The organism is Streptomyces sp. NPDC046915 (assembly GCF_040644935.1).
Classification (GTDB): Bacteria; Actinomycetota; Actinomycetes; order Streptomycetales; family Streptomycetaceae; genus Streptomyces.
Genome location: NZ_JBEYXB010000005.1, coordinates 305871 through 329668 on the forward strand (window position 1 = coordinate 305871; position 23798 = coordinate 329668).

Genomic DNA, 23798 nt, shown 5'->3' on the forward strand with positions numbered 1-23798 from the left:
GGAGCGAGGGGGCACACGTGGCGGCATGGATACCTCGTGAGGAATGGGTCAAGACCCAGCCGCAGGCACTTCTGGCCTCCTGCATCGTGATGATGGACGCCCGCGACCGCATGCTGCTCCTGCGGTACGGGCCCGGCCAGCCGACAGCAGGGACATGGTGGCTGCCGGGCGGAATGGTCGACCACGGCGAGGATCCGTGGGCGGCGGCGCGACGGGAGATGCTGGAGGAGACCGGCATCGAACTGGGGGCGATCCCCACTCTCATCGGTGTCGACCACCGGGTGGACGTCCTGGGGACCGGACCGGTTCTCGACTGCTACTTCCACGGCGGCACCCTCGACGACGAAGCACGCGTCCGGCTCAGCCTCGAGCACGACGGCTACGGGCTGTTCGCCGTCGACGAGTTGGCCGAGACACCGCTCACCGCGCGTCTCCCCACCCTCATCGCGCTGCGCAGGGCGACCCTGTCCGGCACCGTCGTCTGCCTGCGGGAGGGTGAGCCCCTCATCTAAGGCCTGTTGCGAAAGTCCCTAGGCGTCCCGCTTCCAGGGACCGACGGCGACCTTCCCCGTGGTGCCCAGGTCCAGCTCCGGTGTCACCATGACCGGCGAGGCGCCCGGCTTCGCCCAGACCCTGACGTAGGGGACGTTCACCGCGGTGCCGGACAGGACGGTGTTGCGCCACACCAGACCTGCGTGCGCGCTCTGGCCCGGCTTCAGGGAGAGCGGCCGGGCCGGGCCGTCCGCGCCGGTGCCGGACGCGATGGCCGAGCCGCCCCGCAGGATCCGCACCCCGTCGACCGGACGGTGGTCCTCGTCCAGGAGGCTCAGCCGGGGGTAGCCGGTGAGCCGTTGGGGCCGGGGCCCGCAGTTCACCAGGTGCAGGCCCACCACGCGGAGGCCCATGGCGGCATCGCCCTCGTCGGCATACAGGCGCAGCCCCGAGGACGGGCAGGGACCGCCCGGAGCGGGTGCCTCGTCGACGGGCACGCCGCGCACCTTCGTGATGCGCACCCCCGACCAGCCCCGCGCACCCGGCGGCAGGTCGCTCGTACCGACGGTGCCGGTCACCGTCCGGCCGGGCCGGACGTTCGGCACGATCCGGTACGTGTCGGCCGACGGTGCCCCGGCGTCGGAGACGAAGGCGAAGCCGATGGTGTACGTGAACGGTTTCGTCGCGTGGTTGGTGACCTGGAACCGGACGCAGTCGTGCGTGCCGTCGCCGCCCGGGTCGTCGATGCGGACATCGCCGGTCGCGCCGGCGGAGGGCTCGGCGGTCGCGGCCGGTCCCGAGGAGAGTCGCGCACCGCACGAGGGACCGTCAGACGGGACCGCGAGACCGGTGGCCCGGGAGCACGAGGTGAGCAGCAGCAGGACGCCGGCGACGGCAGCCGACACGATGGCGGGGGCGGTACGCATCCGCCGAGTGGATCAGTACGCCACCTCGGCGGGCTGTGGTGGAAGCCACTCCTCCGGTCACAGGACCGTCACAGGGCCGGAACCGGCCGAGTCCCGGGACAAGTTCACTCGATCGAGTGGCGGAGTTGTCCCCAACTCCTGCGTCATCCACGGAAAAGTCCGGCGTCCTTCTGCCCAACCGGCAAGCGCCGTACCGTGATTCACGCGAGGCGCAGCCGCCAGCGGCTCGAGGTGACGGCGTGGAGAGGCGGACGAGGGGACACATCCGGACGGGGGAAACACATGTCGGGGGAGACGTCTGACGGGCGGCGGCGCGACGCGGTCGTGTTGCGCGAGGTGGCTACGGGTTCGCTGGGCTGGACGCGTATCAGTTCGCAACCCGGGCGGTCGAATCGCCGTTGGCCAACGTGTGCGACACCGATTACACGTGCGTGGCCAAGATCCGCGAGGAATGGCCGCACGCACGGCTGCGCGAAACGGCCGCGGTCCTCCGCGACCGACCGTGACCCGACTCCGCAGCCCGCTCCCCCACCCCCCACTCCGGAAGGCAACCCCAGCATGGACCGGCACAGATCACTGCCCACCAGACGACACCTGCTCAAGGGCGCGGCCCTCGCGGCCGTCCCCTACGCGCTGCTTCCCGCCACGCGGGCCGGTGCCGAGGCCGAAACCGTCGACTACCCGAGCGCCGAGTGGCAGCCGGCGACCAGCTCCAACTACACGGTGTCCGGCCGACCCGGCACCTACACGATCGACCGCGTGATCATCCACGTCACCCAGGAGACCTATACCGACACCCTGGCCATCTTCCAGAACCCGCAGAAGGCGGTGTCCGCGCACTATCTGGTGCGCTCCGCCGACGGGCACATCGCGCAGTGCGTGCGCGAGGCGAACGTCGCCTGGCATGCCGGGAACTGGGACTACAACACCCGCAGCATCGGCATCGAGCACGAGGGCTGGGTGGACCAGCCCGCCTACTTCACCGACGCCCTGTACGAGCAGTCGGCGAAGCTGACGGCGGCGGTCTGCGACACGTACGCCATCCCGAAGGACCGGGCCCACATCATCGGCCACTACCAGGTACCGGGGACAGACCACACCGATCCGGGGCCGAACTGGGACTGGGTGCGCTACATCAGACTGGTCAACTTCGCCTGACCGGTTGTCCGGGTCACCACCCCGAGTGACGATGTCCCCAGCCGCATCGTCGTCCGGGAGGCCGCGTTGACCGATCCTTGGATGGCCCTCGAGCCGGGGGCCGACCCCGCCGAGCGTGTCCGGGCGCTGCGCCGGGCGCACGAGACGTTCACCACGGCGGGCACCGTGCCGCGGCCGGTGCGGTCGGTGGTGGCGGACTCGTGGCGGCGCAGCGCACGGGCCGGCGTCGGTCCGGACGGCACCGCCAGCGTCGAACTGACCGACGGTGACCTGGGCGCCTACCGGGCGGAGCATCCGTTGGCCCGGGTGATGCCGCTGGTCCGCGAGCTGATGGGGCCGTTCGCCGCGGACGGCGAGCATCTGCTCGCGGTGTGCGACGCGCACGGCCGGCTGCTGTGGGTCGAGGGTCATCCGGCGACCCGGCGCCGGGCGGACCGGATGAACTTCGTCCCGGGCGCGCGCTGGGCGGAGACCGCGGTCGGGACGAACGCGCCGGGCACGGCGGTCGCCGTGGACCGGCCGGTGCAGGTGTTCGCGGCGGAGCACTTCATCCGGCGGGTCCAGCCGTGGACCTGCGCGGCCGCGCCGGTCCACGATCCGTACACCGGCCGGGTGCTCGGCGCGGTCGACATCACCGGTGGGGACGGGCTGGCACACCCGCACAGCCTGGGCTTCGTACAGGCGGTGGCGCGCGCCGCCGAGTCGCAGCTCGCCCTGCTCGCGCCGCCGGGGCCCGCCGACGAGGCGCCGGCGCTGACCGCGCTCGGCCGGGACGAGGCCACGCTCCGGCTGGACGGCCGCCGGATCGTCCTCAGCCGCCGGCACAGCGAACTGCTGGTGCTGCTGGCCCGCCATCCCGAGGGGCTGACCGGCGACGAACTGCTGTGCGCACTGTACGAGGACGAGTCGGTGCCGCCGGTGACACTGCGCGCCGAACTGGCCCGGCTGCGCAGGCTGCTCGGCCCGGGGCTGCTCGCGTCCCGGCCGTACCGGCTGACGGCGCCGGTCGAGTCGGATGTCACCGTCGCCGAACGGCGGCTGCGGGCGGGCTCGGTGACGGCGGCCGCGGCCGCGTACGCGGGCCCGCTGCTGCCCGCCTCGCAGGCGCCTGCGGTGGTACGGCTGAGGCGGCGCCTGGCCGACGGGCTGCGGGCCGCGCTGATCGCCCGCCGCGACCCTGATCTGCTGGCCGACTGGGCGCACGCTCCCTGGGGCGAGGAGGACCTCGAGGTGTGGCGGGCGCTCGTGGCGGTACGACCGACGGCGGCGGTACGGGCGCGGCTCACGGCGCTGGAGTCGGAGCTGACGGCGGAACCGGCGTCTCCGGCCCGTCGGGCAGCGCGCTGACGGGCCGCGCAACGTCCTCGCAACGTTCCGGTTCCTAGCCTCGCGCGGGAAGCTGCCCAACGGCGGGCAGCGCTTCATCGGGAGGCAGACCAGCATGACCCGTTACGCGGCGCCCGGCACCGAGGGCGCGATCGTCTCCTACCAGGCGCGCTACGACCACTTCATCGGCGGCGAGTACGTGCCGCCCGCCCGGGGGCAGTACTTCGAGAACCCCTCGCCGGTCAACGGGCAGCCGTTCACCGAGATCGCCCGCGGCACCGCGGAGGACGTGGAGCGGGCGCTCGACGCGGCGCACGCGGCCGCTCCCGGCTGGGGACGCACGTCGGTGACGGAGCGCTCCGACATCCTGCTGAAGATCGCCGACCGCATGGAGGCCCACCTCGAACCGCTGGCGGTCGCCGAGAGCTGGGAGAACGGCAAGCCGGTGCGTGAGACGCTGGCCGCCGACATCCCGCTGGCCATCGATCACTTCCGCTACTTCGCGGGGGCGATCCGCGCGCAGGAGGGTTCGCTGGGCGAGATCGACGACGACACGGTGGCGTACCACTTCCACGAGCCGCTCGGGGTCGTCGCGCAGATCATCCCCTGGAACTTCCCGATCCTGATGGCGGTCTGGAAGCTCGCCCCGGCGCTCGCGGCGGGCAACGCGGTCGTCATCAAGCCCGCCGAGCAGACCCCGGCCTCCATCCACTACTGGATGAGCCTGATCGCGGACCTGCTGCCACCGGGCGTGGTCAACATCGTCAACGGCTTCGGCGTGGAGGCGGGCAAGCCTCTCGCGTCCAGCCCGCGCGTGGCGAAGGTCGCGTTCACCGGGGAGACCACGACGGGACGGCTGATCATGCAGTACGCCTCCGAGAACATCAAACCGGTCACACTGGAACTCGGCGGCAAGTCACCGAACATCTTCTTCGACGACGTCTGGGCCCACGACGACGACTTCCGCGACAAGGCCCTCGAGGGCTTCACCATGTTCGCGCTCAACCAGGGCGAGGTGTGCACCTGCCCGTCCCGCGCCCTCGTCCAGCGCGGCAACTACGCCGAGTTCCTCGACGCCGCTGTCGCCCGCACCCGGCAGATCAAGCCCGGCCACCCCCTCGACACCGACACGATGATCGGTGCCCAGGCCTCCAACGACCAGTTGGAGAAGATCCTCTCCTACCTGGACATCGGCCGGCAGGAGGGGGCCAAAGTCCTCACCGGCGGTGAACGCATCGAGTACGACGGGGAGTTGAAAGGCGGTTACTACGTCCAGCCGACCATCTTCGAGGGCGACAACCGCATGCGGATCTTCCAGGAGGAGATCTTCGGCCCGGTCGTCTCCGTGACCTCCTTCGACGACTTCGACGACGCCATCAAGACCGCCAACGACACCCTGTACGGCCTCGGCGCCGGCGTGTGGACCCGCGACGCCACCACGGCGTACCGCGCGGGCCGCGCGATCCAGGCGGGCCGCGTCTGGACGAACTGCTACCACGCGTACCCGGCGCACGCGGCGTTCGGCGGCTACAAGCAGTCCGGAATCGGCCGCGAGACGCACAAGATGATGCTGGAGCACTACCAGCAGACGAAGAATCTTCTGGTCTCGTACTCGCCGAAGAAGCTGGGCTTCTTCTAGACGCAGAAAAAGGGCGCCTGACCAGGGCGGATGCCCGGCAGGCGCCCTTCTGGGCGCACTTCTGAGCAGCGAGTCGAAAAACGTCCTTACTCCCAATCCATCCCCACCATGACCGGAACAACGAACCACCTGGGTAGAGTCGGACGGTGCCCGAGTTGAAACGGTTGCATGCCGGCCATGCCCCGGCGGTCTTGGCGTTCGAGCTGGCGAACCGTGCCTACTTCGCTGCCTCGGTCTCCGACCGCGGCGACGAGTTCTTCGGCCGGTTCACCGACCGGCACAGCGCCTTGCTGGCTGAGCAAGAGGCCGGCGTTTGCGCCTTCTACGTGCTCGTCGCGGAGGATGGCTCGGTTCTGGGCCGGTTCAACCTGTACGACTTCGAAGACGGCACTGCCGCACTCGGCTACCGGGTCGCGCAGCACGTCGCCGGCCGCGGCGTGGCTACCGCGACCGTCCGGGAGCTGTGTCGGCTGGCGGCGGCTCGGCACGGGCTGCGGACACTGCGGGCGGCCACTTCCCGCGGCAATGTCGCGTCCCAGAAGGTACTGACCAAGGCCGGGTTCGTCCCGGTTGGACCGGCCGACCCGGCCGACCTCGGCGGTAAGTCGGGCACCTGGTACCAGCGTGACCTGGAAGTCCAGCCGTAGAGCGTGATCCGCAGGGGGCGGGGACTAGTGCCGCGACAGGCAACGTTCGCCCCGTCGCGACGCCCGGCACGCACTCTCGCCGCACCGGGCACAAGCCCAAGTACATCCAGTACGAGGGCTCGCACCCGGCACGCCGAGAGCACGCACCGGACGCCGCTCCTTGACGGGCAAACGTTGCCTGCCGCGGCACTAGCGGCCGTATCAAGTCCATTCAGGGGCGGTACAACATCACGGTTCAAGTCCACGTCGTCACGCCCGATGGCCGCGCCTTCGGTGTAACGGACTTTTTGGCAGCCCTGTGGGAGTACACACGGGTCGTTATGGACCATGTGATCGGCACGGCCTATGAAGTCGAAGGCGAGTCCGCGGCATAGTTGCTCGCCAGTCTGTCTCAGTTTCTGTCTTATTCAGCCCCATTGCAGCTATTCAGACGAGGCCTGGAGCCCGATACCGTCCGCGCGCCAGCCGCTCAAGAACGCTGGTGAACGCCCCTGCACACAGCCCGACACTTCAGCGGGAAGCCCGAGGATGGCCCGTACCGCTGCCCCTGCTGCGGCTTCCTGACGCTCGACGAGCGGGGCGAATCTGAGATCTGTCCTGTGTGCTTCTGGGAGGACGACGGGCAGGACGACCACGACGCAGACCGGGTTCGAGGTGGTCCAAACGGCCTGCTGAGTCTCACTGAGGCACGTCGCAACTTCCATGCCATGGGAGCCTGTAACGAGCGATGCACCCCGTTTGTACGCCCGCCGCTCCCCGCCGAAAACCCCACGGCCTGACTTCGAATCCCGCCGGGGGCACAGAGGGAAGGGCCGGTTCAGGATGGGCCTCTAGCTGAACCGGACCTCAGGCGTGTGTGGGCTTGGTTCGACATGTGTGGTCAGGGTCCGCGCAGGCTCAGCGCCCCCTTGTCCTGGGCCTATCCGCCACCCTCGCGGATCGCGGCCCCGGCCGACGAACGCTCACGTGGCCACGGTCGCCCATCATGTACTGACTGGTCTGCGCAGTTTGCGAGCCGCTGCGACTCCCGCACATCGTCGACTCCAGCGTGCTGGCCTCAGCCATCGAGACCAGCGTGTTGCCGGAGTGCCGAAGGCCTTGAAGTGGTGATCTCGTCAGGCAGTTCGGTGGGGAAGAAGGCAGCAAGCGTTCCAGCGCGCTGTGGGCCCTATTGCGTGCCTGCTCTCGGTCCACTCTCCTGCCCCTCGCACTGACGTGACAGAACAGGTGAAACCCTGGAGCCTGTCCCGAATGGTCAGCCGGCGGTTGCCGGGTCGGTGACTCTAAGGGTGACCGGTCCACCGGGCATCGGCTGGCTGCTGCTGCCGGGCAGGCCGTAGCTCACGATCTTGTTGCCCTGGTCCTGGAGCCTGAAGCCGATGGTGTACAGGCCGGGTACGGTGCCCTGCGGCAGCGTGAAGTACTCATCGATCGGACCTGAGAAGGTGGTGGACACACCACCGCTCAGAATCGGGTCGGCGTGCCCGGAGGCGTCGACCAGGTACAGGTCGAGGCCGTTCACCCCGGCCGTGGAGGCGGACACGTCGATCGTCAGCTTGATCCATGTCCGGGTGTCGTTGGCCGCGACCGTATCCGGGGTGATGGTGACCGTGTCCACTGTGGGCAACACGGTGTCAGGGGTGTTGGTCAGTGTGGCATCGATGTCCGGGGCGCCCAGCGATGAACCGTACACGGCCTGGTCGCCGTGACCGTCGGTGATGATCAGGCCGGTGAGCCGGCAGCTGAACTGGCCTCGCAGCCCGCGCACCGGCACGGTGACCGTGCCGTCCGCCTGCACAGTCGGGGTGGTGGACAGCTGGGTGCACTGATGGGCGTTGTTTCCCCAGTTCGTCAGCTGGACGGAGCTGACCCCGCCCAGGGCGCCTGAGGGCCGCAGCGAGAGCTGTGCGGTCGCGATGGGCGAGTGCCAGCTGTCGATCTGGCTCGGGGTGAAGGCGAAGCCAGTCGCCGACAGAACACTGTCGGAGGTCACGTGCACCGCGGCTTCGGACAGCCCGGTGTAGGCGTGGGTGACTCCGGCGTTGCTGGTCAGGTCCACCTCCGTGACCTTCCAGTCGCCCTCTGGCAAGCCTGCCGGCAACGACAGGGGCACGGCGCAGTCGAGCACCTGCCGCTGCTTCCAGTCGATGTAGCCGCAGCCCTGGTAGCCCTCGCTCCAGTCCCAGCCGATGGCGAACGATCCGCGGGCTGTACGGCCGCCCGGGCCGGTGACCACAACCGTTCCGCCATACACGCCGGACTTGTTCTCCTGGCTGTCGAGCTGGTACCGCAGCGTGGCACCTTGGCCGGGGGCTTCGTAGACGGTGGCCTGCATACCTTGTGCCAGGGCGATCTGGTCGAGGCTCGGAGAGCCCTGGTCCACCATGGTCCCGGCGATGAAGGTGCGTGGGAACGCGGACAGTTGGGGCGCGGTCCAGTCGATCGAGTCGCCGGCGCCGTCACCACCCTGGATCTCCTCGACCGCCCAGGTCGTCTTCGTCGTGGCTCCGTACTGCGGGACGGGGATGGTCCATGTGTACGTAGTCGAGGCGGGGGTGGAACCGGCCTTGATGGTGACGTCGCCGGACGGTGAACCCTGGGAGTCGAAACCGACGGCGAGTTCGGTGCCGATGTAGGCGCCGGTCTTCGGGTTCATCCGACGCATGTGGATGTCGCCACCGAAGCCGGAGGCGTTCGGATTGGACGAGGTCATAGTCCAGTTCAGTTCGATGGTGGCCGACCCTGAGGTGGCGTCGACCGACTTGGAGCTGAACGACAGTGCCGAAACGCCCATCGCCGACGCGGCGCCCATCGCCGACGCGGCGCCCGGCGCCGTCGCGTGGTGCTGCCCTGCGGCGGCCCCGGGGGCCGCGCTCAGCATGCACGCGACTCCGGCGGCGGTCATCGACGCCAGCAGGCGTCTGATTCTGATCACTCTCTTCTCCCGTTTGGACGATGATGTGCGAGGTCACTACACACCAACTCCCCTGCTCCGACAAGGCAGTTATTGGGGGTGCCGCTGAGGTTGAAAGGTTGGAGTGAGGCCTTCCTCTCACTGAATCGAGCCTTTCATGCGCGTCGGCGAGCGCGGTGGTGAAGGCTGCGCCGGCAGCAGCGTGTGTGCCCCAAGGGGCGGGTAGCACCGCTGTCGTGGGAGAGATCGTGCCGCCAGGTCGGCGGGATGAATGCCTCCGGCCCGAGGCCGGTGGCCAGGGTCGCGAGACCGCGGACTGGCGGTGGTGTTCATCACCCACAACCCCCACCACGCCTATCCGGTCGGCGACAGGTTCCTCCTGCTGAAGCGAGGAACAAGCCTCAGCCTGTACGAGAAGCCGGACATCGCCGTGGACGAGCTCACCCGGCTGATGGCCGGCGGAGCCGAACTGGACGCCCTGGAACACGAGCTTGCTCGTGTCCTGTGAAGCAATGCTCGAAAGGAAAGCGCTGTGAGTTTTGGAGTGGCCGTGATCGGCGCCGGACCTATGGGTGAAGACCGCGCCCGGCGGATCGAGCAGGAGATCAAGGGCGCGCATCTCGCTGTCGTCTCCGACATCGACGCCGATCGGGCGGCGCAGTGCGTCGGCGTCACCGGTTCGGCGACCGCCAGGTACGTGAAGGACCCGGAAGCCGCGATAGCCGACGCCGCCGTCGACGCCGTGATCATCGCGGCACCGGACCGATTCCACGTCCCGCTGACTCTCGCGGCCCTGCGGACGGGCAAGCCGGTGCTGTGCGAGAAGCCGCTCGCGCCGACCGCGGCCGAATGTCTGGAAGTGCTGGACCTCGAAGCCTCCCTCTCCGGGACGGCCAACCGGGCCCGTGTGACGCTCGGGTTCATGAGGCGGTTCGACCCGGGGTGCGTGGAGCTGCGGCAGACGGTCACCTCCGACGAGTTCGGGCCGGCCCTCATGCTGCACTGCGTCCACCGGAACGTGGACGCCTACCCCGGTGGATCCGAGCACACGATCAACGCCTCGGCCGTGCACGAGTTCGACTTCGTCCCTTGGCTGCTGGGCAGCGGGATCAAGTCGGTCCCCTGGCACGGCGGAAGGAGCTCGACAAGGACGGCCCGTCAGGATCCGCAGTTCGTCCTGCTCGAAACGGAGGACGGGGTCCTCACGACGCTTGAGCTCTTCGTCAGCGCCAAGTACGGCTACGAGGTCCGCTGCGAGCTCGTCTGCGAGGAAGGCACCCGAGAACTGCACACGGCCGCGCCGACGACGGTCCGCCACGACCGGGCACTCGGCACCCGGTTGCCGCCCGACGCGACGCTGAAGTACGCCGAGGCATATCGCGGTGAGCTTCGGGCCTGGGTGTCGTCGCTCGAAACCGGGCGCGATCCCTCGGAGTTCGGGCTGGCTACGGCGTGGGACGGGTACCTGACCGCGGCCGTGTCGGACGCCGTACTGGAGTCGATGCGAGCCGGCGACGGCCACCGGGTGTCGATCGCATCGGTCCCGATCCCCGGCCTCTACGGCCTGCCTCAGGGCACCAGCGCCGCGGTGGCCTGACGCCGCGAGCTGTGTACCACCAGCAGACGAAGAACCTCCTGGTGCCGTACTCGCCGAAGACGCTCGGCTTCTTCCAGACACCAACGGCGCGCCGGCGGTGCCGCCGTCCTCGGGCGGCACCGCCATCGTGGGAGGACGCCGTCCCGCGCAGATTCCGGGTGCTGCCGACTCAGCCCCTGTCCGGAGAGGAGCTATGCCCATGCCGGATGGCTGCCATGCCGAACGTCGATAGCTGAGCGGTCTGTTGTTGCCGCCGGGCCGTGGGTGGGGCCGGCCTCGGCTGGAAGAATCACCGTGTTCGATCACGTGACCGGGGTGGGCGTGACCGACGCGCACGCCCGCTTCCTTCGGCTCTCCGTCCCCGCGCGGGGACAAGAAAGGCACATGCCGTGGCTCACCTGCTCCCCAGGCCCTTACGCACCACCGTCCCCGCCATGGGTCTGCTCGTCGGCGCCCTGAGTGTGCTCCCGGGCGCCGTACCGGCCGTGGCCCGGGACGCGGCACCGGGCACGTACAACCAGAGCCGCGGCACCGTCTCCCTCACCGGCCGGCAGTACGGCACCACCGCCGCCGACATCAACGCCGTACTGGTCTCGGGCGGCACCCTCGATCTGGGCGGCTCCACGGTCACCAAGTCCGGCGACACCACCGATCTCGGCAACAGCCGCGTCTACGGCCAGAACGCCGCGGTGCTCGCCGAGTACGGCGCCGTGATCGATCTCTCCGACAGCGAGGTCGTCACGGACGGGACGGGCGCCGGCGGGGTCTTCGTCACCAACGACGGCTCGGCCCTGTCCGTGACGGGCGGCCGTGTCACCACCTCCGGGAGCTACTCCAACGGTGCCGACGCCAATCTCGGCGCCACGATGAGCCTGCGGGACGTCGACGTCAGCACGACCGGGGAGCAGTCCGCCGCCGCGGCGGCCACGCTGGCCGACGCCCGGCTCACCCTCACCGGCGGCACCGCCACCGCCACCGGCCCCTCATCGCCCGCCCTCGCCTCCACCGGAACGCTCATCGCCTCCGGCACCACGATCGACTCGGCGGAGGACTACGCGGCCACCGTGGACGGCGCCAACGCCCTCACCCTCGACCACGTGACCGCCACCGGCGCGGCGGGCGGCATCCGGGCCTTCAACAGCGCGGGCGGCACGCTGCGCGGTTCCGCCACGGTGACGGTCCGGGGCGGCTCGCTGGACGCGGGCGGCGGCGACGCCTTCCGCGTCGACGGCACCAACGCGGCCCTCACCGTCCAGGACGGCGCGGCGATCACCGCCGACGGCCGCCTCCTCACCGTGCTGAACGGCGGCACAGCCACTCTCACCGCGCTCGGCGGGGAACTGACCGGAGACGTGGTCGCCACGGGTGGCGGCAATGCCTCGGTCGCTCTCACGGGAGGAACGGCCCTGTCCGGCAGAGCGATCGGTACCGCGCTGACTCTTGACGCCGGCAGCAGCTGGAACGTCACCGCCGACTCCGCGATCACCGCCTTCTCCGACCCCGGCGGAATCTCCGGCGACACCATCGCCAACATCGCCGGAAACGGTCACACCGTCACGTACGACCCCACTCTCGGCGCGAACGACGACCTGGGCGGCCGCACGTACGCCTTGCAGGGCGGAGGGTCACTGCGCCCCGCTTCGTGACCGGGAAGCGCCGGCGGTGGCGCCCGGGTCGAGGCTCTGCTCAGTCGTTCACGTGCTGGTTCGCGGTGCTCCGCCCGTGCGGGGAGCAAGGGGGGCGGAGCACCGCGAAGTCTCGGCGCGGGCGCACGCGTCGGGCATGGCGCCCGCGCCCGCGGTGCCTGCTACAGCGCCACGTCTCCGCACAGGTGCACCTCGACGCCCAGCTCGGCGAAGAGAGCGGCCTTCGCACGCAGTGCCTTGTCGGCGGTCGCCGCGTCGGGGGCGTAGGCCACGTTGAGGTGGTTGGCGCGGTGGCGGGCCATGAACTGGTCGCGGGAGACGCCGTGCAGGACCGCGTGCATGATCGGCCACTGGGGAGTGGTGGCGTCGAGCCGCCGCTGGGTCTCCTCCTCGGGCAGCTCGATCGAGGTGGCGCGGCCGAGGTCGACGTGCAGGCGGCCGTCCATCAGGAACACGCGTGACCAGACGATCTCGCCGGGCTTGGAGACACCGCTCAACGTGCCGCCGCCGAGCGGGAAGAACATCGGGGGCTGCCGCATGCTGTACGACTTGTGGTAGCCGCCGTTGTGGGACGCGGGCACCGAGCCGGAGATCTCGAAGACCCAGACGAACCGGCCCTCGTAGTCCTCGCCCCAACGGATGTCGTGCAGCGTGGTGGCCGGGTCGAGACCCATCGCCGTCCAGATGCGGTTGGTCACGAGGGAGTCGACGGCGACACCCTCGTCCACCTCGTTGAAGTGCGGCAGCGGCGCGCCGGCGTAGAGCTCGCGGGCGCCGTCACGGCTCAGCACCGGCGGGCGCTGGACGTTGTTGAGCAGGCCCTCGGCGAGGTCGCTCGCGGGGACGGTGTCCTTGAGGCCCTGCTGGTACTGGATGCCGACCGCGTCGAGTCCGAAGTCGTCGGAGATGCGCAGCGCGGCTATGTACATCTTGAACTGGCTGATCAGCTGCGCGTCGGTGAGTTCGGTGGCCTCGTCGGTACCGGTGTGGAATCTCATGCCTGCGTGGTCGAGCCAGGCGCGGACCGCCTGGGCCTCGTCGTCGGAGACCTTCTGCATCTCGGCGACCAGGGCGCTCTGCGACAGGCGCTCCTTGTAGATGCCGAGGGGGTTGAGGAACTCGTCGTCGATGATGGCGTTGTACATGCCCATGCAGCCCTCGTCGAAGACGCCGATGATCGCCTTCTCCTCGCGCAGCTGCCGGGCGAGGGCCACACCGAGTTCGGTCTCGGGGTCCTGGGGCAGGGCCGGCAGGGCCCGGACGTGGGTGGTGTCGTGGTCGAGATTGCCCGTCTCGAGCCAGGTGCGCAGGCCGTCGCGGGCCCAGTCGTCGGTGAAGTCGGGGCTCCACAGGACGGAGTAGTCGCGCCCCGCCTTGGTGAGGCTGCCGGCGAGGTTCAGCAGGCCGACCAGTCCGGGGAACTCACCGCTCCAGTTGGCGACGACCAGGATCGGGCCCCGGTGGCTGCGCAGGCCGGCGAGGACGTGGTGGCTGTACTGCCAGACGGCCTCGACGACGATCAGCGGGGCGTCCACGGGCAGGTCCTTGAAGACCTCGATGCCGGCGCGCTGGCTGTCGATGAAGCCGTGTCCCTTGCTCTCGTCGACGGCGTGGCCGCGTCGGACCTCCCAGCCGAGGTCCGTGAGGGCCGCGGCGAGGTCGCTCTCCAGCTTCTCCTGAGTGGGCCAGCAGGTGATGTTGGCGGAGGGACGCAGGTCGCCGCTGGTCACGGTGTAGACGGTGTGCGGCAGGGCGGCGGGTGGCTGGTGGGGCTCGGGCAGGGCGTAGGCGGTCATGGGGGCTCCGTTGGGTGTGCGTGCGGTCCCGGGGGTGGGGACCGGTGGGTCGGCAGGCTGGGGGGCCATCCCCGTCGGCAGGTCGTTCCGTCTGGTGCGGTGGGGTGCGCGGCGGCAGCGCCGTCGGCCGGGTCCGGCGGTCGCGGTGGCGTGGGTGGGTGTGGGGCGCCGGTGGTGTGCACCGGCGTGCGGGTGTGCCCGCGGCAGACGGGGGCGGGCACACCCGCACCTGGTGATGGCCTGCGTGACCGCAGGCAGGGGTCAGCGCTCCTGCAGTGCCGCCAGGGCGTGGACGGTCTCCGAGGTCTGCGGGTACAGCCGCCGGTAGAGGGCGTACAACTCGTCGTAGCGAGCGGTGTGCTCGGTGCGGGGCGTCACCGTCTCGCGCACCGGGTTCCAGTCGTCGATGGAGGCGTCCCCGACGATCTGTGCCGCCAGCAGCGCGCCGCCGTAACTGGCGCCGATGGTGGTGGTGCGCAGCTCCTGCGGACGGCCGGTGATGTCGGAGACGATCTGTGTCCACAGGGCGCCCTGGGTGCCGCCGCCGACGGCGACCACCCGGCGGATGTCGCCGCCGGCCGCCTCGATGACCTCGATGTTGTGCCGGACGCCGAAACCGGTGGCCTCGAGTGCGGCCCGGTAGAGGTCACCGCGGGTGTGGGACAGGGTCAGCCCCGCGATGACACCGCGGGCGTCGGGATCCATGACCGGGGTGCGCTCGCCGGAGAAGTACGGGAGCATCAGCAGGCCGTTGGCGCCGGGGCCCGACTCGGCGGCCAGGCGGGTGAGTTCGGTGTGGTCGCCGCCGGCGAACAGGTCGCGCAGCCAGTTGGTGACCGCGCCGGAGGTGGCCATGCCGCCGGCCAGGTTGCGGGTGCCGGGCAGCGCGCCGACCGTGCCCCACAGGGACGGGCTGGTGAGCGGCTTGGGCACCGTGTGGATGAGGAACATGGTGGTGCCATACATAAGCATCAGATCACCGGTGTGCTGCGCACCCACGCTCAGGGCCTCGGCCCAGGCGTCGATGGTGCCGGTGGTGACGGGGATGCCGACGGGAAGGCCGGTCGCGCGGGCGGCCTCTACGGTGAGGGTGCCGGCCTGTTCGCCCGACCATTGCAGCCGCGGCAGATCGATGCCCGGGGCCACCTCGGCGGCCCAGGGGGCGTACCACTCGCCCGCGAGGGTGTCGTACAGCGGGGTGCACTGGCTGGCCGAGTGGTGGTCCAGCACATAGGCCCCGGTGAGCTTCCTGACCAGCCAGGAGCTCGGCATGTAGAGGCGGCGGGCTCGCGCGTAGAGCTCCGGCTCCTCCTCGGCGATCCAGGCGATCTTCGGCCCGGCGGCCTGGGTGGTCAGGGCGGAGCCGCCGCGGCGGATGATCTCGTCGGCCCCGAGCCGTGCCTCGATGCGTTCGATCTGGTGGACCGAGCGGGTGTCCACGCCGTACAGGACGGCGGGGCGCAGCGGGGTGTCGTACTCGTCGGTCAGCAGGACGCAGGGGCCCATGCCGCTGACCCCGACGGCGATCACGGTGGTGTCGCCGGGGGCGGTCAGCTGCCGGGCGAGTTCGGCGAACTCGCGCCACCACACGGAAGCGTCCATCTCGAAGCGGCCGGGGCCCGGCCTTGCGGGGGTGTGCTCCCGTACGGCCGAGCGGATCAGTGCGCCGTCGAGACCGACGAGGACGCCCTTGCTGCTCGAGGTGCCGATGTCCACACCGATGACTGCGTTGCGAAGCATGGTGAGCACGCTGACAGAAATCGATTTCAACGTCAAGAGTGCGCACGCAAGTGGTCGCTTTGGGCGTAAATACCGCAAATAACAGGCATTGCGCCACCTCCCTCCCGCCCTTGAAAGCACCCGTACGCCCGACCTCTTGACACCTTCCGAGGCCGGCCCTACCTTCCGGTGAAAAGGATTTCAGACGCGAGGGCAAGGCACTATGACGGCTTTTGGACTCGACGGCCTGTCCCGCCGGACGCGTGCCGTGAGCCGTTCCATCAGCGCCGAGAACTTCACCGGCGCGAAGTCCGGCGGCGGCCGTGCCACCGAGGGCACCGGGACGGTGGCGGCGAGCAGGCTGGGGCCGGATTGGAAGATCTCCCCCAGCATCGACATCGCCCCCGGCACCACGGCGGTGCTCGCCGACATCGAGGGGCCGGGCACCATTCGCCACCTGTGGTGCACCACCGACCCGCACAAGGCCTGGCGTGGCACTTTGCTGCGGATGTACTGGGAGGACGAGGAGGAGCCGGCCGTCGAGGTCCCGCTCGAACCTGACCGCCGAGAAGGTCACGCTCTACTACCAGGTGGACTACGAGCTGGACGAGGTCGATGAGGACGCCTCCTGGTTCCACGCCCAGTGGCGCCGCAGCCACCCGGTCCCGTTCGGCGAGGTGCACACCCTGCTCGACGGTGTCACCGGTGCCGGCAGCTATGTGGGGACCTACATCGCCTGGGGCGTCAACAGTCCTGGCTGGTGGGGCGAGGGCGAGCTGAAGTTCCACCTCGACGGCGACGACGAGTTCCCGACGATCTGCGGCACCGGCACCGAGGACTACTTCGGCGGCGCCTGGAACTTCGACGTCCCCGGCCAGGGCTACACCGCCTACACCACCCCGTACCTGGGCCTGAACCAGATCCTGCGCCCGGACGGGCTGTACAGCAGCCAGCAGCGGTTCGGGATGTACCGCTGGCACGTCCTGGACCCCATCCGCTTCTCGCAGGACCTCCGCGTCACCGTGCAGAGCCTCGGCATCGGTCCTGGCCAGGGCAACGGTCTGCCGCACCGCTACCGGCACACCAGCGACGACATCGCCAGCACCTCGCTGTTCTACCTGGACGCTCCGGTCTCCGCGTCCCGTCCGGCCGCGCCGGACCTGCTCACGCTCGAAGTCGACTGACCGCCGCTCGGCGCGTCGCTTCGAGGGACCGGCCGCCGCGGAGCGCGCCGGTTTCCCGGATCCGTTCCCCGGGCGAAGCGGCCCCTCGCCGCGAGGGGCCGCCCCGTCCAGACCCGCCCCCCAGGATCCGCTCTGCCCAGCCCCATCCCACTCCGACGGGAGCGCACGCATGCTCCAGCACGGCAACGAAACCGGGCGCCAGGCAATTTCCCTCGGCACCTCACGCCGCCGCTTCCTCACCGCCATGGCGGGCACCGGGGCGGCCGTGGCATCCCCGGCCCTGCTCACCGGTTGCGGAACGGCCCAGGCGAAGGGGGGCAACCTCCAGTTCTGGAACTTCTACGGACCCCAGCGCTCGCCCGACCCGGCACTCAACGCGCAGTCCAAGTGGTTCGTCGACATGGTCGCGAAGTGGAACGCCACCCACAAGGCGCGGATCGACCTCGTCCACCTGCCGACACCGACCTACCTCAACGGATTCAAGCTGCCGTCCGCCTTCGCCACCGGCCAGGGCCCGGACATCTTCCTGCTCTCCCCCGGCGACTTCCTGCGGTACTACAACGGCGGCGTCCTCGCGGACCTCACCCCGTACATGGAGAAGGAGGCCGTCGACGACTTCGGTTCCGCACTCGACAGCCGCAGGCCGGCCGGCGCCGGCCGCCGGCTGCACGCGCCGGACTGACGGTCCTGGCCGTCGTCCTGTCGCTGATCAGCATCTTTCCCGTGCTGTGGATGGTCACGTCGTCCTTCAAGACGCGTGCCACCGTCACCGACGGAAACCTGATCCCACGGGACTTCACCTTCGACAACTTCGTCTACGTCTTCACCGAGGTACCGTTCGGCCGCTATCTGTGGAACAGCTTCTTCATCTCCGCGGTGATCGCCGTGGCGGCGCTGTTCTTCCACTCGATGGCCGCCTACGCGCTGGCGCGGCTGCGCTTCCCGGGCCGTGAGAAGCTCTTCGGCGCGATCTTCGCGACCCTGCTGGTCTCCGCGCCGGTGGTGCTGATCCCGCTGTTCCTGGTCGCCCGTCAGCTGGGCCTGCTCGACAGCTATGCCGGCCTGATCATCCCGGCGATCTTCAACGCCTTCGGCATCTTCCTGCTGCGCCAGTTCTACCTGGGGCTGCCGAAGGAACTGGAGGAGGCGGCAGTCATCGACGGCTGCGGCCACTGGCGGGTCTACTGGAACATCGTGCTGCCGGTCTCCCGACCGGTCCTCTCGGCCCTGGCGATCTTCTTCTTCCTCGCCAACTGGAACGCCTTCGTCTGGCCGCTGGTCGCCACGAACGACCAGGCCCTGACGGTGGTCCAGCTCGGCATCGCCTCGTTCCAGACGCAGTACGGCTCCAACTGGAACTACATCCTCGCCGCGGCGACCGTGGCCGCGCTGCCCATGCTGATCCTGTTCTTCGTCTTCCAGCGGCAGATCGTGGAGTCGGTCAAGACGTCCGGCATCAAGTAGCCCCGGCACGCGAACGCGGGGCCGCACCGGCCGAGTGACCGGTGCGACCCCGCGTTCGCCGTCCGCCGCGGGACAGGCTGTCAGTCCCCGGCGGGACCGGCCGTGCTCTCCCGGACCTGGAGCTTCGTGCGCAGCACCGCGGTCTGGAGCGGCGAAGTGCTGCCGTCGATGCGCTGGAGCAGCAGATCGGCCGCGGTGCGCCCCAGATCGTACGAGGGCAGTTCGACGGCGGTCAGCGAGGGCCGTACCAGCGACGCCCAGGGAACGTCGCCGAAGGAGAGCACACCGATGCCGGGCGGGGTGAGGCCGGCCTCGTCGAGGGCGTCGAGGACACCGATCGTCATGAGGTTGTTGGCGACGAACACGGCGTCGGGCGGCTCGGGCAGCGCCAGCAGCTCGCGCATCGCCGCCCGGCCGCCCTCGACCCGGAAGTCGGCGTGCCGTACGTAGGCGCTGTCGGCCACGGCCTCGCCCCGTGCGGCGTGCAACGCCTCGCGGTAGCCGGCCAGGCGCTCCTCGGAGGTGGAGGCCCCCTCGGGTCCGGTGACGCAGGCGATCCTGCGGTAGCCGGCCTTCAGCAGGTGGCGGGTGGCCACCTCGCCGCCGTGCTGGTTGTCGACCCTGACCGCGTCCACCTCGGCGTCGCGCGGCCGGCGGTCTACGGCGACCACGGGCACGCCACGGGCGATCAACGGCCCCAGGTCCGTCTCGTCCTGGGAGGCCGCCGCCACGATCACGCCCGCCATCTGCTCACCGAGCGCCACCTCCAGGTAGCGGCGCTCCTTGCCGGTGTCCTCGTCGGAGTTGCACAGGACGACGGAGAGACTGGTGCGCTGCGCGGCGTCCTCGACACCGCGGGCCAGCGAGGTGAAGAACGGGTTCTCGATGTCCGGGATGATCAGGGCGATCACGCTGGACTGCTGTGTGCGCAGCGACCGCGCCAACCGGTTGGGCGAGAAGCCGAGCGCCTCCGCGGCCTGGCGCACGGACAGGGCGCGTGCCGCTGTGACCTTGCCGCCGTTGAAGACGCGCGAGACGGTCGCCGGGGATACTCCGGCAGCTCGCGCCACGTCCTGGATCGTCACCACGGGGTATCCGTGTCCTTTCACCGTGTGGATATCCACCCTACCCGTCGGTGAAATGGATTTCATCCCTACGCCGTGGCCGGTGGGCCGGTGGGGCTCCTGACTGGTCACGCGTGCCGCAAGGTGCCCGTGACCGGCCGTCCCGATCAGTCTCCAGGCTGTGGTGTTCGCCCCCGCCCGCCCGCGACCCGAGGATGCCCATGCCCCGTCTCGCCCTCTCCGACGACTTCGTCGCGGATCTGATCTCCTTGCAGAGACCGGTCCAGAAGGAGGTCAACGACGCGATCCAGATGTTCCGGAGCCTGACCGTGCCTCAGCTCCATGCCGGCAAAGGGATGCATCTGGAGAAGCTCGAAGGGGCGCGCGACCGCCGGATCCGCACGATCCGCGTCACCAGGTTCTGCCGGGGGTCCTCCTCGCCCCGGACGACGGCAGCGAGCTGTACACGCTGCTTCGGGTCGCACCGCACGACGAGGCGATCAACTGGACCTGCAAGCGCGCCTACTCGGTCAACGGCGCCACCGGCGGCCTGGAGGTGCGCAATGTCGAGGCCCTCGAACAGATGGAGACCTACTTCGAGACGAAGGCGGTCGAGACCCCGGCGCGTCTGTTCGCCGAGCACTCCGACACCGTGCTGCGCGACCTGGGCATCGACGAGCAGGTCCTGCGACTGGCGCGCGTGTGCGTCACGGCCGACGACCTGACAGTCTTGGCGCCGCCCATGATGCCCGCCGACCAGTACGAGGTACTGGAGTACCTGGCTGCCGACTACTCGGCCGAGGACGTCTGGGAGCAGCTGATCGCTCCGCGCGGGCAGACGGTACGCACGGCTCAGGACCGGCCGGCCGTCACCCTCAGCGAGACGATTCTCAACACGCCCGACCGCATCGTGGAGGTCACCGGCCCCGGGGAGCTGGAGCGGATCCTCACCGAGGACTTCACCCGCTGGCGCGTCTTCCTCCACCCCGCCCAGCGCCGGTTCGCCTACCACCCCGGCTTCAACGGACCGGCCCAGGTGACGGGTGGTCCCGGCACCGGCAAGACCGTCGTCGCGCTGCACCGGGTACGGCATCTGCTGCGCACCGGCCGCGAGGGTGACCGGATCCTGCTCACCACGTTCACCAACGCCAGGGCGGCCGCGCTGCGTGACCGTGTACCCCCGTACCGTCATACATCCGATGCTGGTACTGGAGAAACCCCCGTCTACGGCCCGTTGGGCCGCACTGGCGGAAAGCGCCGGCCTGCGACTCAGCTGGGCCCCCGGCTTCTCCGGAACCTGATCGGCCGTCATAGGAGAAATCGTTCCACGCCGGCGCTCGCCTGCAACCATCTATCGTCTAATTGACGATAATGGAACCGGTGTGCCACGCTGGCGCACAGTCAGTCACCGAAGACATGTCGTCAGCTTCGGCCGGAGGCTGTGCCCTTGACCGGTGGCCCCGAACGGGACCGTCCCCCTCGCCCATCAGCCGTCCGGCCTTTCTGCCGCGCGCCCGCCGACCGTCTGGAGCCCTCATGGCCAGCAAGCACGTACCCAATCCCCGCCTGGACGCGCGGGGCACCGACCGTGCCGCAGGCGTGCTGCTGGGCGCGGCCGTCGGCGACGCGCTGGGCGTGCCGTACGAGTTCCAGGCGACACTGAGGAACGACCAGCAGCCGCAGATGATCGGCGGCGGCCTTGGACCGTACGAGCCCGGCGAGTACTCGGACGACACCCAGATGCAGGTCTGCATCGCCGAGGTGGCAGCGACGGGAGCCGACTTGCGCAGCGCCCAGGCTCTCGACGGGGTGGCCGGTAACTTCCAGCACTGGCTGAGCGAGGGCGCCAGTGACGTCGGCTCCCAGACCGACGCCGTCCTGAACACCGCCGCCCGGGCACCCGGAGCGCCGGGCGAGGCGTTGCTGGAAACGGCCCGCGGATTCACCGCCGAGAACGACCGCAGCGCGGGCAACGGCTCGTTGATGCGCACCGGAATCGTCGCCCTGGCCCACCTCGGGGACGCTGCCGTGATGGCCGAGGCCGCCGTCGCCGTCAGCGCGCTCACCCACCCGGACCCGGACTGTGCCGACGCCTGCGTGCTGTGGTGCTCCGGCATCCGCACCGCCGTCCTGCACGGAACCTTCGACGGGGTGCGTGCCGGCCTCGACCTGCTGCCCGCGGAACGCCGAGGACTGTGGGCGCGGCGGCTGGACGAGGCGGAGGCCCATCCGCCGCACCACTTCTCTCGCAACGGCTGGGTCGTCCACGCGCTCCAGGCCGCCTGGTCGGCGATCAGCCGCATCCCGGTCCCCGAGTCGAACCCCGCCGAGGGCGTCTTCCCGGCCCAGCACCTTCGACTCGCACTTGAGGCAGCGGTCCGGGCCGGTACGGACACGGACACCGTCGCGGCGATCGCCGGCGCCCTGCTCGGCGCGCGCTGGGGCTGCTCCGGCATCCCGCTGGAATGGCAGCGGGCCGTCCATGGCTGGCCCGGTCTCACCGCTCCGGACTTGGTCCGGCTCGCGGTACTCACCGCCCAGGGCGGACACGACGACGGCGACGGCTGGCCATCCGTGGCGCGTATGCCCCTTCCGCCCGGCTCGCCCCGCGGCCTCGCCGTCCCCCACCCGCGCGACTCCGGCGTACTGCTGGGCAACCTGGCCCTGCTCCAGGGCGCGGAGCCGGTCGACGTCCACGCGGTGGTGTCCCTGTGCCGCATGGGCACGGAGCCCGTTCTGCGCCGGGCCGACGTGGAGCATGTGCGCGTCTGGCTGGTGGACCGCGACGGGGACAACGCCAGCCTCCACTATGTCGTGGACCAGGCCGCTCGTGAGGTGCTGCGGCTGCGCCGCGACAGCAAGCGGGTCCTGCTCCACTGCGCGGCCGGCCAGAGCCGCACCCCGGCCGTCGCCGCCGTGTACAGCCACCTGGCCACCGGCGCAGACGCCGAGACCGCGCTGAAGGAACTGCGCGAGGTGCTGGTGGGCGGCTGGCAGCTGTCGGAGCATCCTCAACTACAGGATGCCGTATACGAGTTGACGGCGGCGGCAGCCGCTCGGGAGGAACCGGCAGCGCGCGACACCCACGAGGGACGCAAGGCAGGGTTCCTGGCAGACAAGAGGGCACTGTCCCGGGTGCGCGGAATGCTGCTCGGTATGGCGCTGGGCGACACGCTCGGCGCCGCCCGGGGCAGGCTGCCGGCCGACGGCCCGTTGCGCGCCGGGGTGAGCACCCAGCTGGCCTGCTTCACCGCGGAGGGCACGATCCGCGCTCTCGTACGCGGCGCTCACAAGGGCCTCTGCCATCCCCCGTCGGTGGTGTGGCACGCCTATGGCCGGTGGGCGGCTCTCCAGGGCATCGAGGCCGAGCGGATACGGCGCCGCTGGGCCCCAGCCGGCGGCGGCACGGCGTGGCCGGACGGCTGGCTCGCCGAGGTGCCGGTGCTGGCACAGCGCCGCGGTTCGGCACCGGCGACCGTGACCGCCCTGTCCGGGATCGAGCAAGGCACGGTGGAGAGGCCCACCACGAGCAGCCGCGGCTGTCACGCGCTCACCCGTGCCCTGCCCGTCGCCGTGGCGATCGCCGGCCATGACCGGGGGTACTGGACAGAGCAGGCCCGCCAGTTCGCCGCCCTCACCCACGGAGACCCAGCCGCACAGACCGCGGCAGCTCATGCGGCTGTGCTGACAAGCCACTGCCTGACCAGTGATCCGCACATGCAGGCGAGCCTCTTCGGCCCACAGTCACAGGTGCAGCAGGCCTTGCTGGAGGGCCTCCATGCTCTTGCTGGCACCGACCAGACACCCGATGAGCGCGAACGGCTTCACGCGGCGCTCCAGCAGGCCGACGACCACCCCGCGGACCCGGCACGGCTCGCGAACCTGGCCCCGGACCCCACCGCGCCCTCGGCCCTGCTCGGCGGCCTGTACGTCGCCGCTTCCTTCCCCGACCGAGCCCAGGTGGACGCCGCCCTGCGCTTCGCCGCCCAGGCTCCGGACGGCGACTCGGTGGCATGCGTGGCGGGGGCGCTGCTCGGAGCCGCGCATGGCGCTGAGGCGCTGCCCGTCGAACTGGTCAGCCGCCACGAGCTGGCCTGGGTACTGGACACGCTGGCCCGCGACCTCGTCGCCCAGCTCACCGATTCCCCCAGCGGCAGCGAGTACAGCGCCGGTTGGGACCCGCACTGGTGGGACCGCTACCCCGGCTGGTGACCCGAGGGCCGTCG

Annotated in this window: 18 protein-coding genes and 3 pseudogenes; 16 read left to right on the top strand and 5 right to left on the bottom strand. The window is 70.3% G+C overall.

Annotated elements, in window-relative coordinates; all coding sequences use genetic code 11:
• The first annotated feature begins 17 nt into the window (after positions 1-17).
• Positions 18-512, top strand: coding sequence for an NUDIX hydrolase (locus tag ABZ915_RS15400; protein ID WP_361801802.1), 495 nt, complete (start codon positions 18-20; stop codon positions 510-512).
• An 18-nt stretch (positions 513-530) separates the two neighbouring features.
• Here ABZ915_RS15400 and ABZ915_RS15405 read toward each other — a convergent pair whose 3' ends face one another.
• The gene (locus tag ABZ915_RS15405) at positions 531-1418 is read right to left on the bottom strand and encodes a DUF4232 domain-containing protein (RefSeq protein WP_361801805.1); all 888 of its coding nucleotides are present in this window, start codon (positions 1416-1418) and stop codon (positions 531-533) included.
• A gap of 341 nt (positions 1419-1759) precedes the next feature.
• On the opposite strand from ABZ915_RS15405, the pseudogene ABZ915_RS15410 reads away from it, so the two are divergent.
• The 6 genes and pseudogenes from ABZ915_RS15410 to ABZ915_RS15435 all read left to right on the top strand — a co-directional run.
• Positions 1760-1924 (top strand): annotated as a pseudogene (locus tag ABZ915_RS15410) (acetamidase); the annotation flags it as partial.
• Positions 1925-1976: 52 nt separating this feature from the next.
• Positions 1977-2576, top strand: a complete 600-nt coding sequence (locus ABZ915_RS15415; RefSeq protein WP_361801808.1) for an N-acetylmuramoyl-L-alanine amidase — start codon at positions 1977-1979, stop codon at positions 2574-2576.
• Positions 2577-2642: 66 nt separating this feature from the next.
• On the top strand, positions 2643-3923 hold the full coding sequence (locus tag ABZ915_RS15420) for a GAF domain-containing protein (RefSeq protein ID WP_361801811.1): 1281 nt from the start codon (positions 2643-2645) through the stop codon (positions 3921-3923).
• Between the two features lie 94 nt (positions 3924-4017).
• Positions 4018-5541, top strand: a complete 1524-nt coding sequence (locus tag ABZ915_RS15425; protein WP_361801814.1) for an aldehyde dehydrogenase family protein — start codon at positions 4018-4020, stop codon at positions 5539-5541.
• A gap of 146 nt (positions 5542-5687) precedes the next feature.
• Positions 5688-6188 (top strand): GNAT family N-acetyltransferase, encoded by a 501-nt coding sequence (locus ABZ915_RS15430; RefSeq protein ID WP_361801817.1) that lies wholly within the window; start codon positions 5688-5690, stop codon positions 6186-6188.
• Between the two features lie 491 nt (positions 6189-6679).
• A complete protein-coding gene (locus ABZ915_RS15435) occupies positions 6680-6967 on the top strand; it encodes a CPCC family cysteine-rich protein (RefSeq protein ID WP_361802467.1) in 288 nt (95 codons plus the stop codon).
• A 476-nt stretch (positions 6968-7443) separates the two neighbouring features.
• On the opposite strand, the gene ABZ915_RS15440 is transcribed toward ABZ915_RS15435, so the two are convergent.
• The gene (locus ABZ915_RS15440) at positions 7444-9123 is read right to left on the bottom strand and encodes a hypothetical protein (protein ID WP_361801820.1); all 1680 of its coding nucleotides are present in this window, start codon (positions 9121-9123) and stop codon (positions 7444-7446) included.
• A gap of 280 nt (positions 9124-9403) precedes the next feature.
• Here ABZ915_RS15440 and ABZ915_RS15445 point away from each other — a divergent pair.
• The 3 genes and pseudogenes from ABZ915_RS15445 to ABZ915_RS15455 all read left to right on the top strand — a co-directional run.
• A pseudogene (locus ABZ915_RS15445) lies at positions 9404-9610 on the top strand (sugar ABC transporter ATP-binding protein); the annotation flags it as partial.
• A gap of 24 nt (positions 9611-9634) precedes the next feature.
• A complete protein-coding gene (locus ABZ915_RS15450; RefSeq protein ID WP_361801823.1) occupies positions 9635-10699 on the top strand; it encodes a Gfo/Idh/MocA family oxidoreductase in 1065 nt (354 codons plus the stop codon).
• A gap of 434 nt (positions 10700-11133) precedes the next feature.
• Positions 11134-12345 carry a hypothetical protein gene (locus ABZ915_RS15455; RefSeq protein ID WP_361801826.1) on the top strand — a complete coding sequence of 404 codons (1212 nt, stop codon included), beginning with the start codon at positions 11134-11136 and terminating at the stop codon, positions 12343-12345.
• A gap of 161 nt (positions 12346-12506) precedes the next feature.
• On the opposite strand, the gene ABZ915_RS15460 is transcribed toward ABZ915_RS15455, so the two are convergent.
• Positions 12507-14141: a fucose isomerase gene (locus ABZ915_RS15460; protein ID WP_361801829.1), complete on the bottom strand. Its 1635-nt coding sequence runs from the start codon at positions 14139-14141 to the stop codon at positions 12507-12509.
• A 261-nt stretch (positions 14142-14402) separates the two neighbouring features.
• Positions 14403-15881, bottom strand: coding sequence for an FGGY-family carbohydrate kinase (locus ABZ915_RS15465; protein ID WP_361801832.1), 1479 nt, complete (start codon positions 15879-15881; stop codon positions 14403-14405).
• 202 nt (positions 15882-16083) lie between these two features.
• Here ABZ915_RS15465 and ABZ915_RS15470 point away from each other — a divergent pair, with 202 nt between their 5' ends.
• From ABZ915_RS15470 to ABZ915_RS15485, 4 genes are all read left to right on the top strand, one after another.
• A complete protein-coding gene (locus ABZ915_RS15470) occupies positions 16084-16479 on the top strand; it encodes a hypothetical protein (RefSeq protein ID WP_361801835.1) in 396 nt (131 codons plus the stop codon).
• Positions 16451-17044 (top strand): glycoside hydrolase family 172 protein, encoded by a 594-nt coding sequence (locus ABZ915_RS15475; protein WP_361801838.1) that lies wholly within the window; start codon positions 16451-16453, stop codon positions 17042-17044. The genes ABZ915_RS15470 and ABZ915_RS15475 overlap by 29 nt, the downstream gene beginning before the upstream one ends.
• 169 nt (positions 17045-17213) lie before the next feature.
• Positions 17214-17726: an extracellular solute-binding protein gene (locus ABZ915_RS15480; protein WP_361801841.1), complete on the top strand. Its 513-nt coding sequence runs from the start codon at positions 17214-17216 to the stop codon at positions 17724-17726.
• A 50-nt stretch (positions 17727-17776) separates the two neighbouring features.
• A complete protein-coding gene (locus ABZ915_RS15485) occupies positions 17777-18508 on the top strand; it encodes a carbohydrate ABC transporter permease (RefSeq protein ID WP_361802470.1) in 732 nt (243 codons plus the stop codon).
• 80 nt (positions 18509-18588) lie between these two features.
• On the opposite strand, the gene ABZ915_RS15490 is transcribed toward ABZ915_RS15485, so the two are convergent.
• Positions 18589-19596, bottom strand: a complete 1008-nt coding sequence (locus ABZ915_RS15490) for a LacI family DNA-binding transcriptional regulator (protein ID WP_361801844.1) — start codon at positions 19594-19596, stop codon at positions 18589-18591.
• A gap of 197 nt (positions 19597-19793) precedes the next feature.
• On the opposite strand from ABZ915_RS15490, the pseudogene ABZ915_RS15495 reads away from it, so the two are divergent.
• Positions 19794-20740 (top strand): annotated as a pseudogene (locus ABZ915_RS15495) (UvrD-helicase domain-containing protein); the annotation flags it as partial.
• Positions 20741-21108: 368 nt separating this feature from the next.
• Positions 21109-23784: an ADP-ribosylglycohydrolase family protein gene (locus tag ABZ915_RS15500; protein ID WP_361801847.1), complete on the top strand. Its 2676-nt coding sequence runs from the start codon at positions 21109-21111 to the stop codon at positions 23782-23784.
• Positions 23785-23798 lie beyond the last annotated feature (14 nt).

Excerpts from the sequence above, each read along its gene's own strand:
- ABZ915_RS15485 (WP_361802470.1), top strand. The coding sequence starts at position 17,777 with ATGGTCACGTCGTCCTTCAAGACGCGTGCCACCGTCACCGACGGAAAC.
- ABZ915_RS15455 (WP_361801826.1), top strand. The coding sequence starts at position 11,134 with ATGGGTCTGCTCGTCGGCGCCCTGAGTGTGCTCCCGGGCGCCGTACCG.
- ABZ915_RS15415 (WP_361801808.1), top strand. The coding sequence starts at position 1,977 with ATGGACCGGCACAGATCACTGCCCACCAGACGACACCTGCTCAAGGGC.
- ABZ915_RS15480 (WP_361801841.1), top strand. The coding sequence starts at position 17,214 with ATGCTCCAGCACGGCAACGAAACCGGGCGCCAGGCAATTTCCCTCGGC.
- ABZ915_RS15425 (WP_361801814.1), top strand. The coding sequence starts at position 4,018 with ATGACCCGTTACGCGGCGCCCGGCACCGAGGGCGCGATCGTCTCCTAC.
- ABZ915_RS15460 (WP_361801829.1), bottom strand. The coding sequence starts at position 14,141 with ATGACCGCCTACGCCCTGCCCGAGCCCCACCAGCCACCCGCCGCCCTG.
- ABZ915_RS15405 (WP_361801805.1), bottom strand. The coding sequence starts at position 1,418 with ATGCGTACCGCCCCCGCCATCGTGTCGGCTGCCGTCGCCGGCGTCCTG.
- ABZ915_RS15500 (WP_361801847.1), top strand. The coding sequence starts at position 21,109 with ATGGCCAGCAAGCACGTACCCAATCCCCGCCTGGACGCGCGGGGCACC.
- ABZ915_RS15465 (WP_361801832.1), bottom strand. The coding sequence starts at position 15,881 with ATGCTTCGCAACGCAGTCATCGGTGTGGACATCGGCACCTCGAGCAGC.
- ABZ915_RS15470 (WP_361801835.1), top strand. The coding sequence starts at position 16,084 with ATGACGGCTTTTGGACTCGACGGCCTGTCCCGCCGGACGCGTGCCGTG.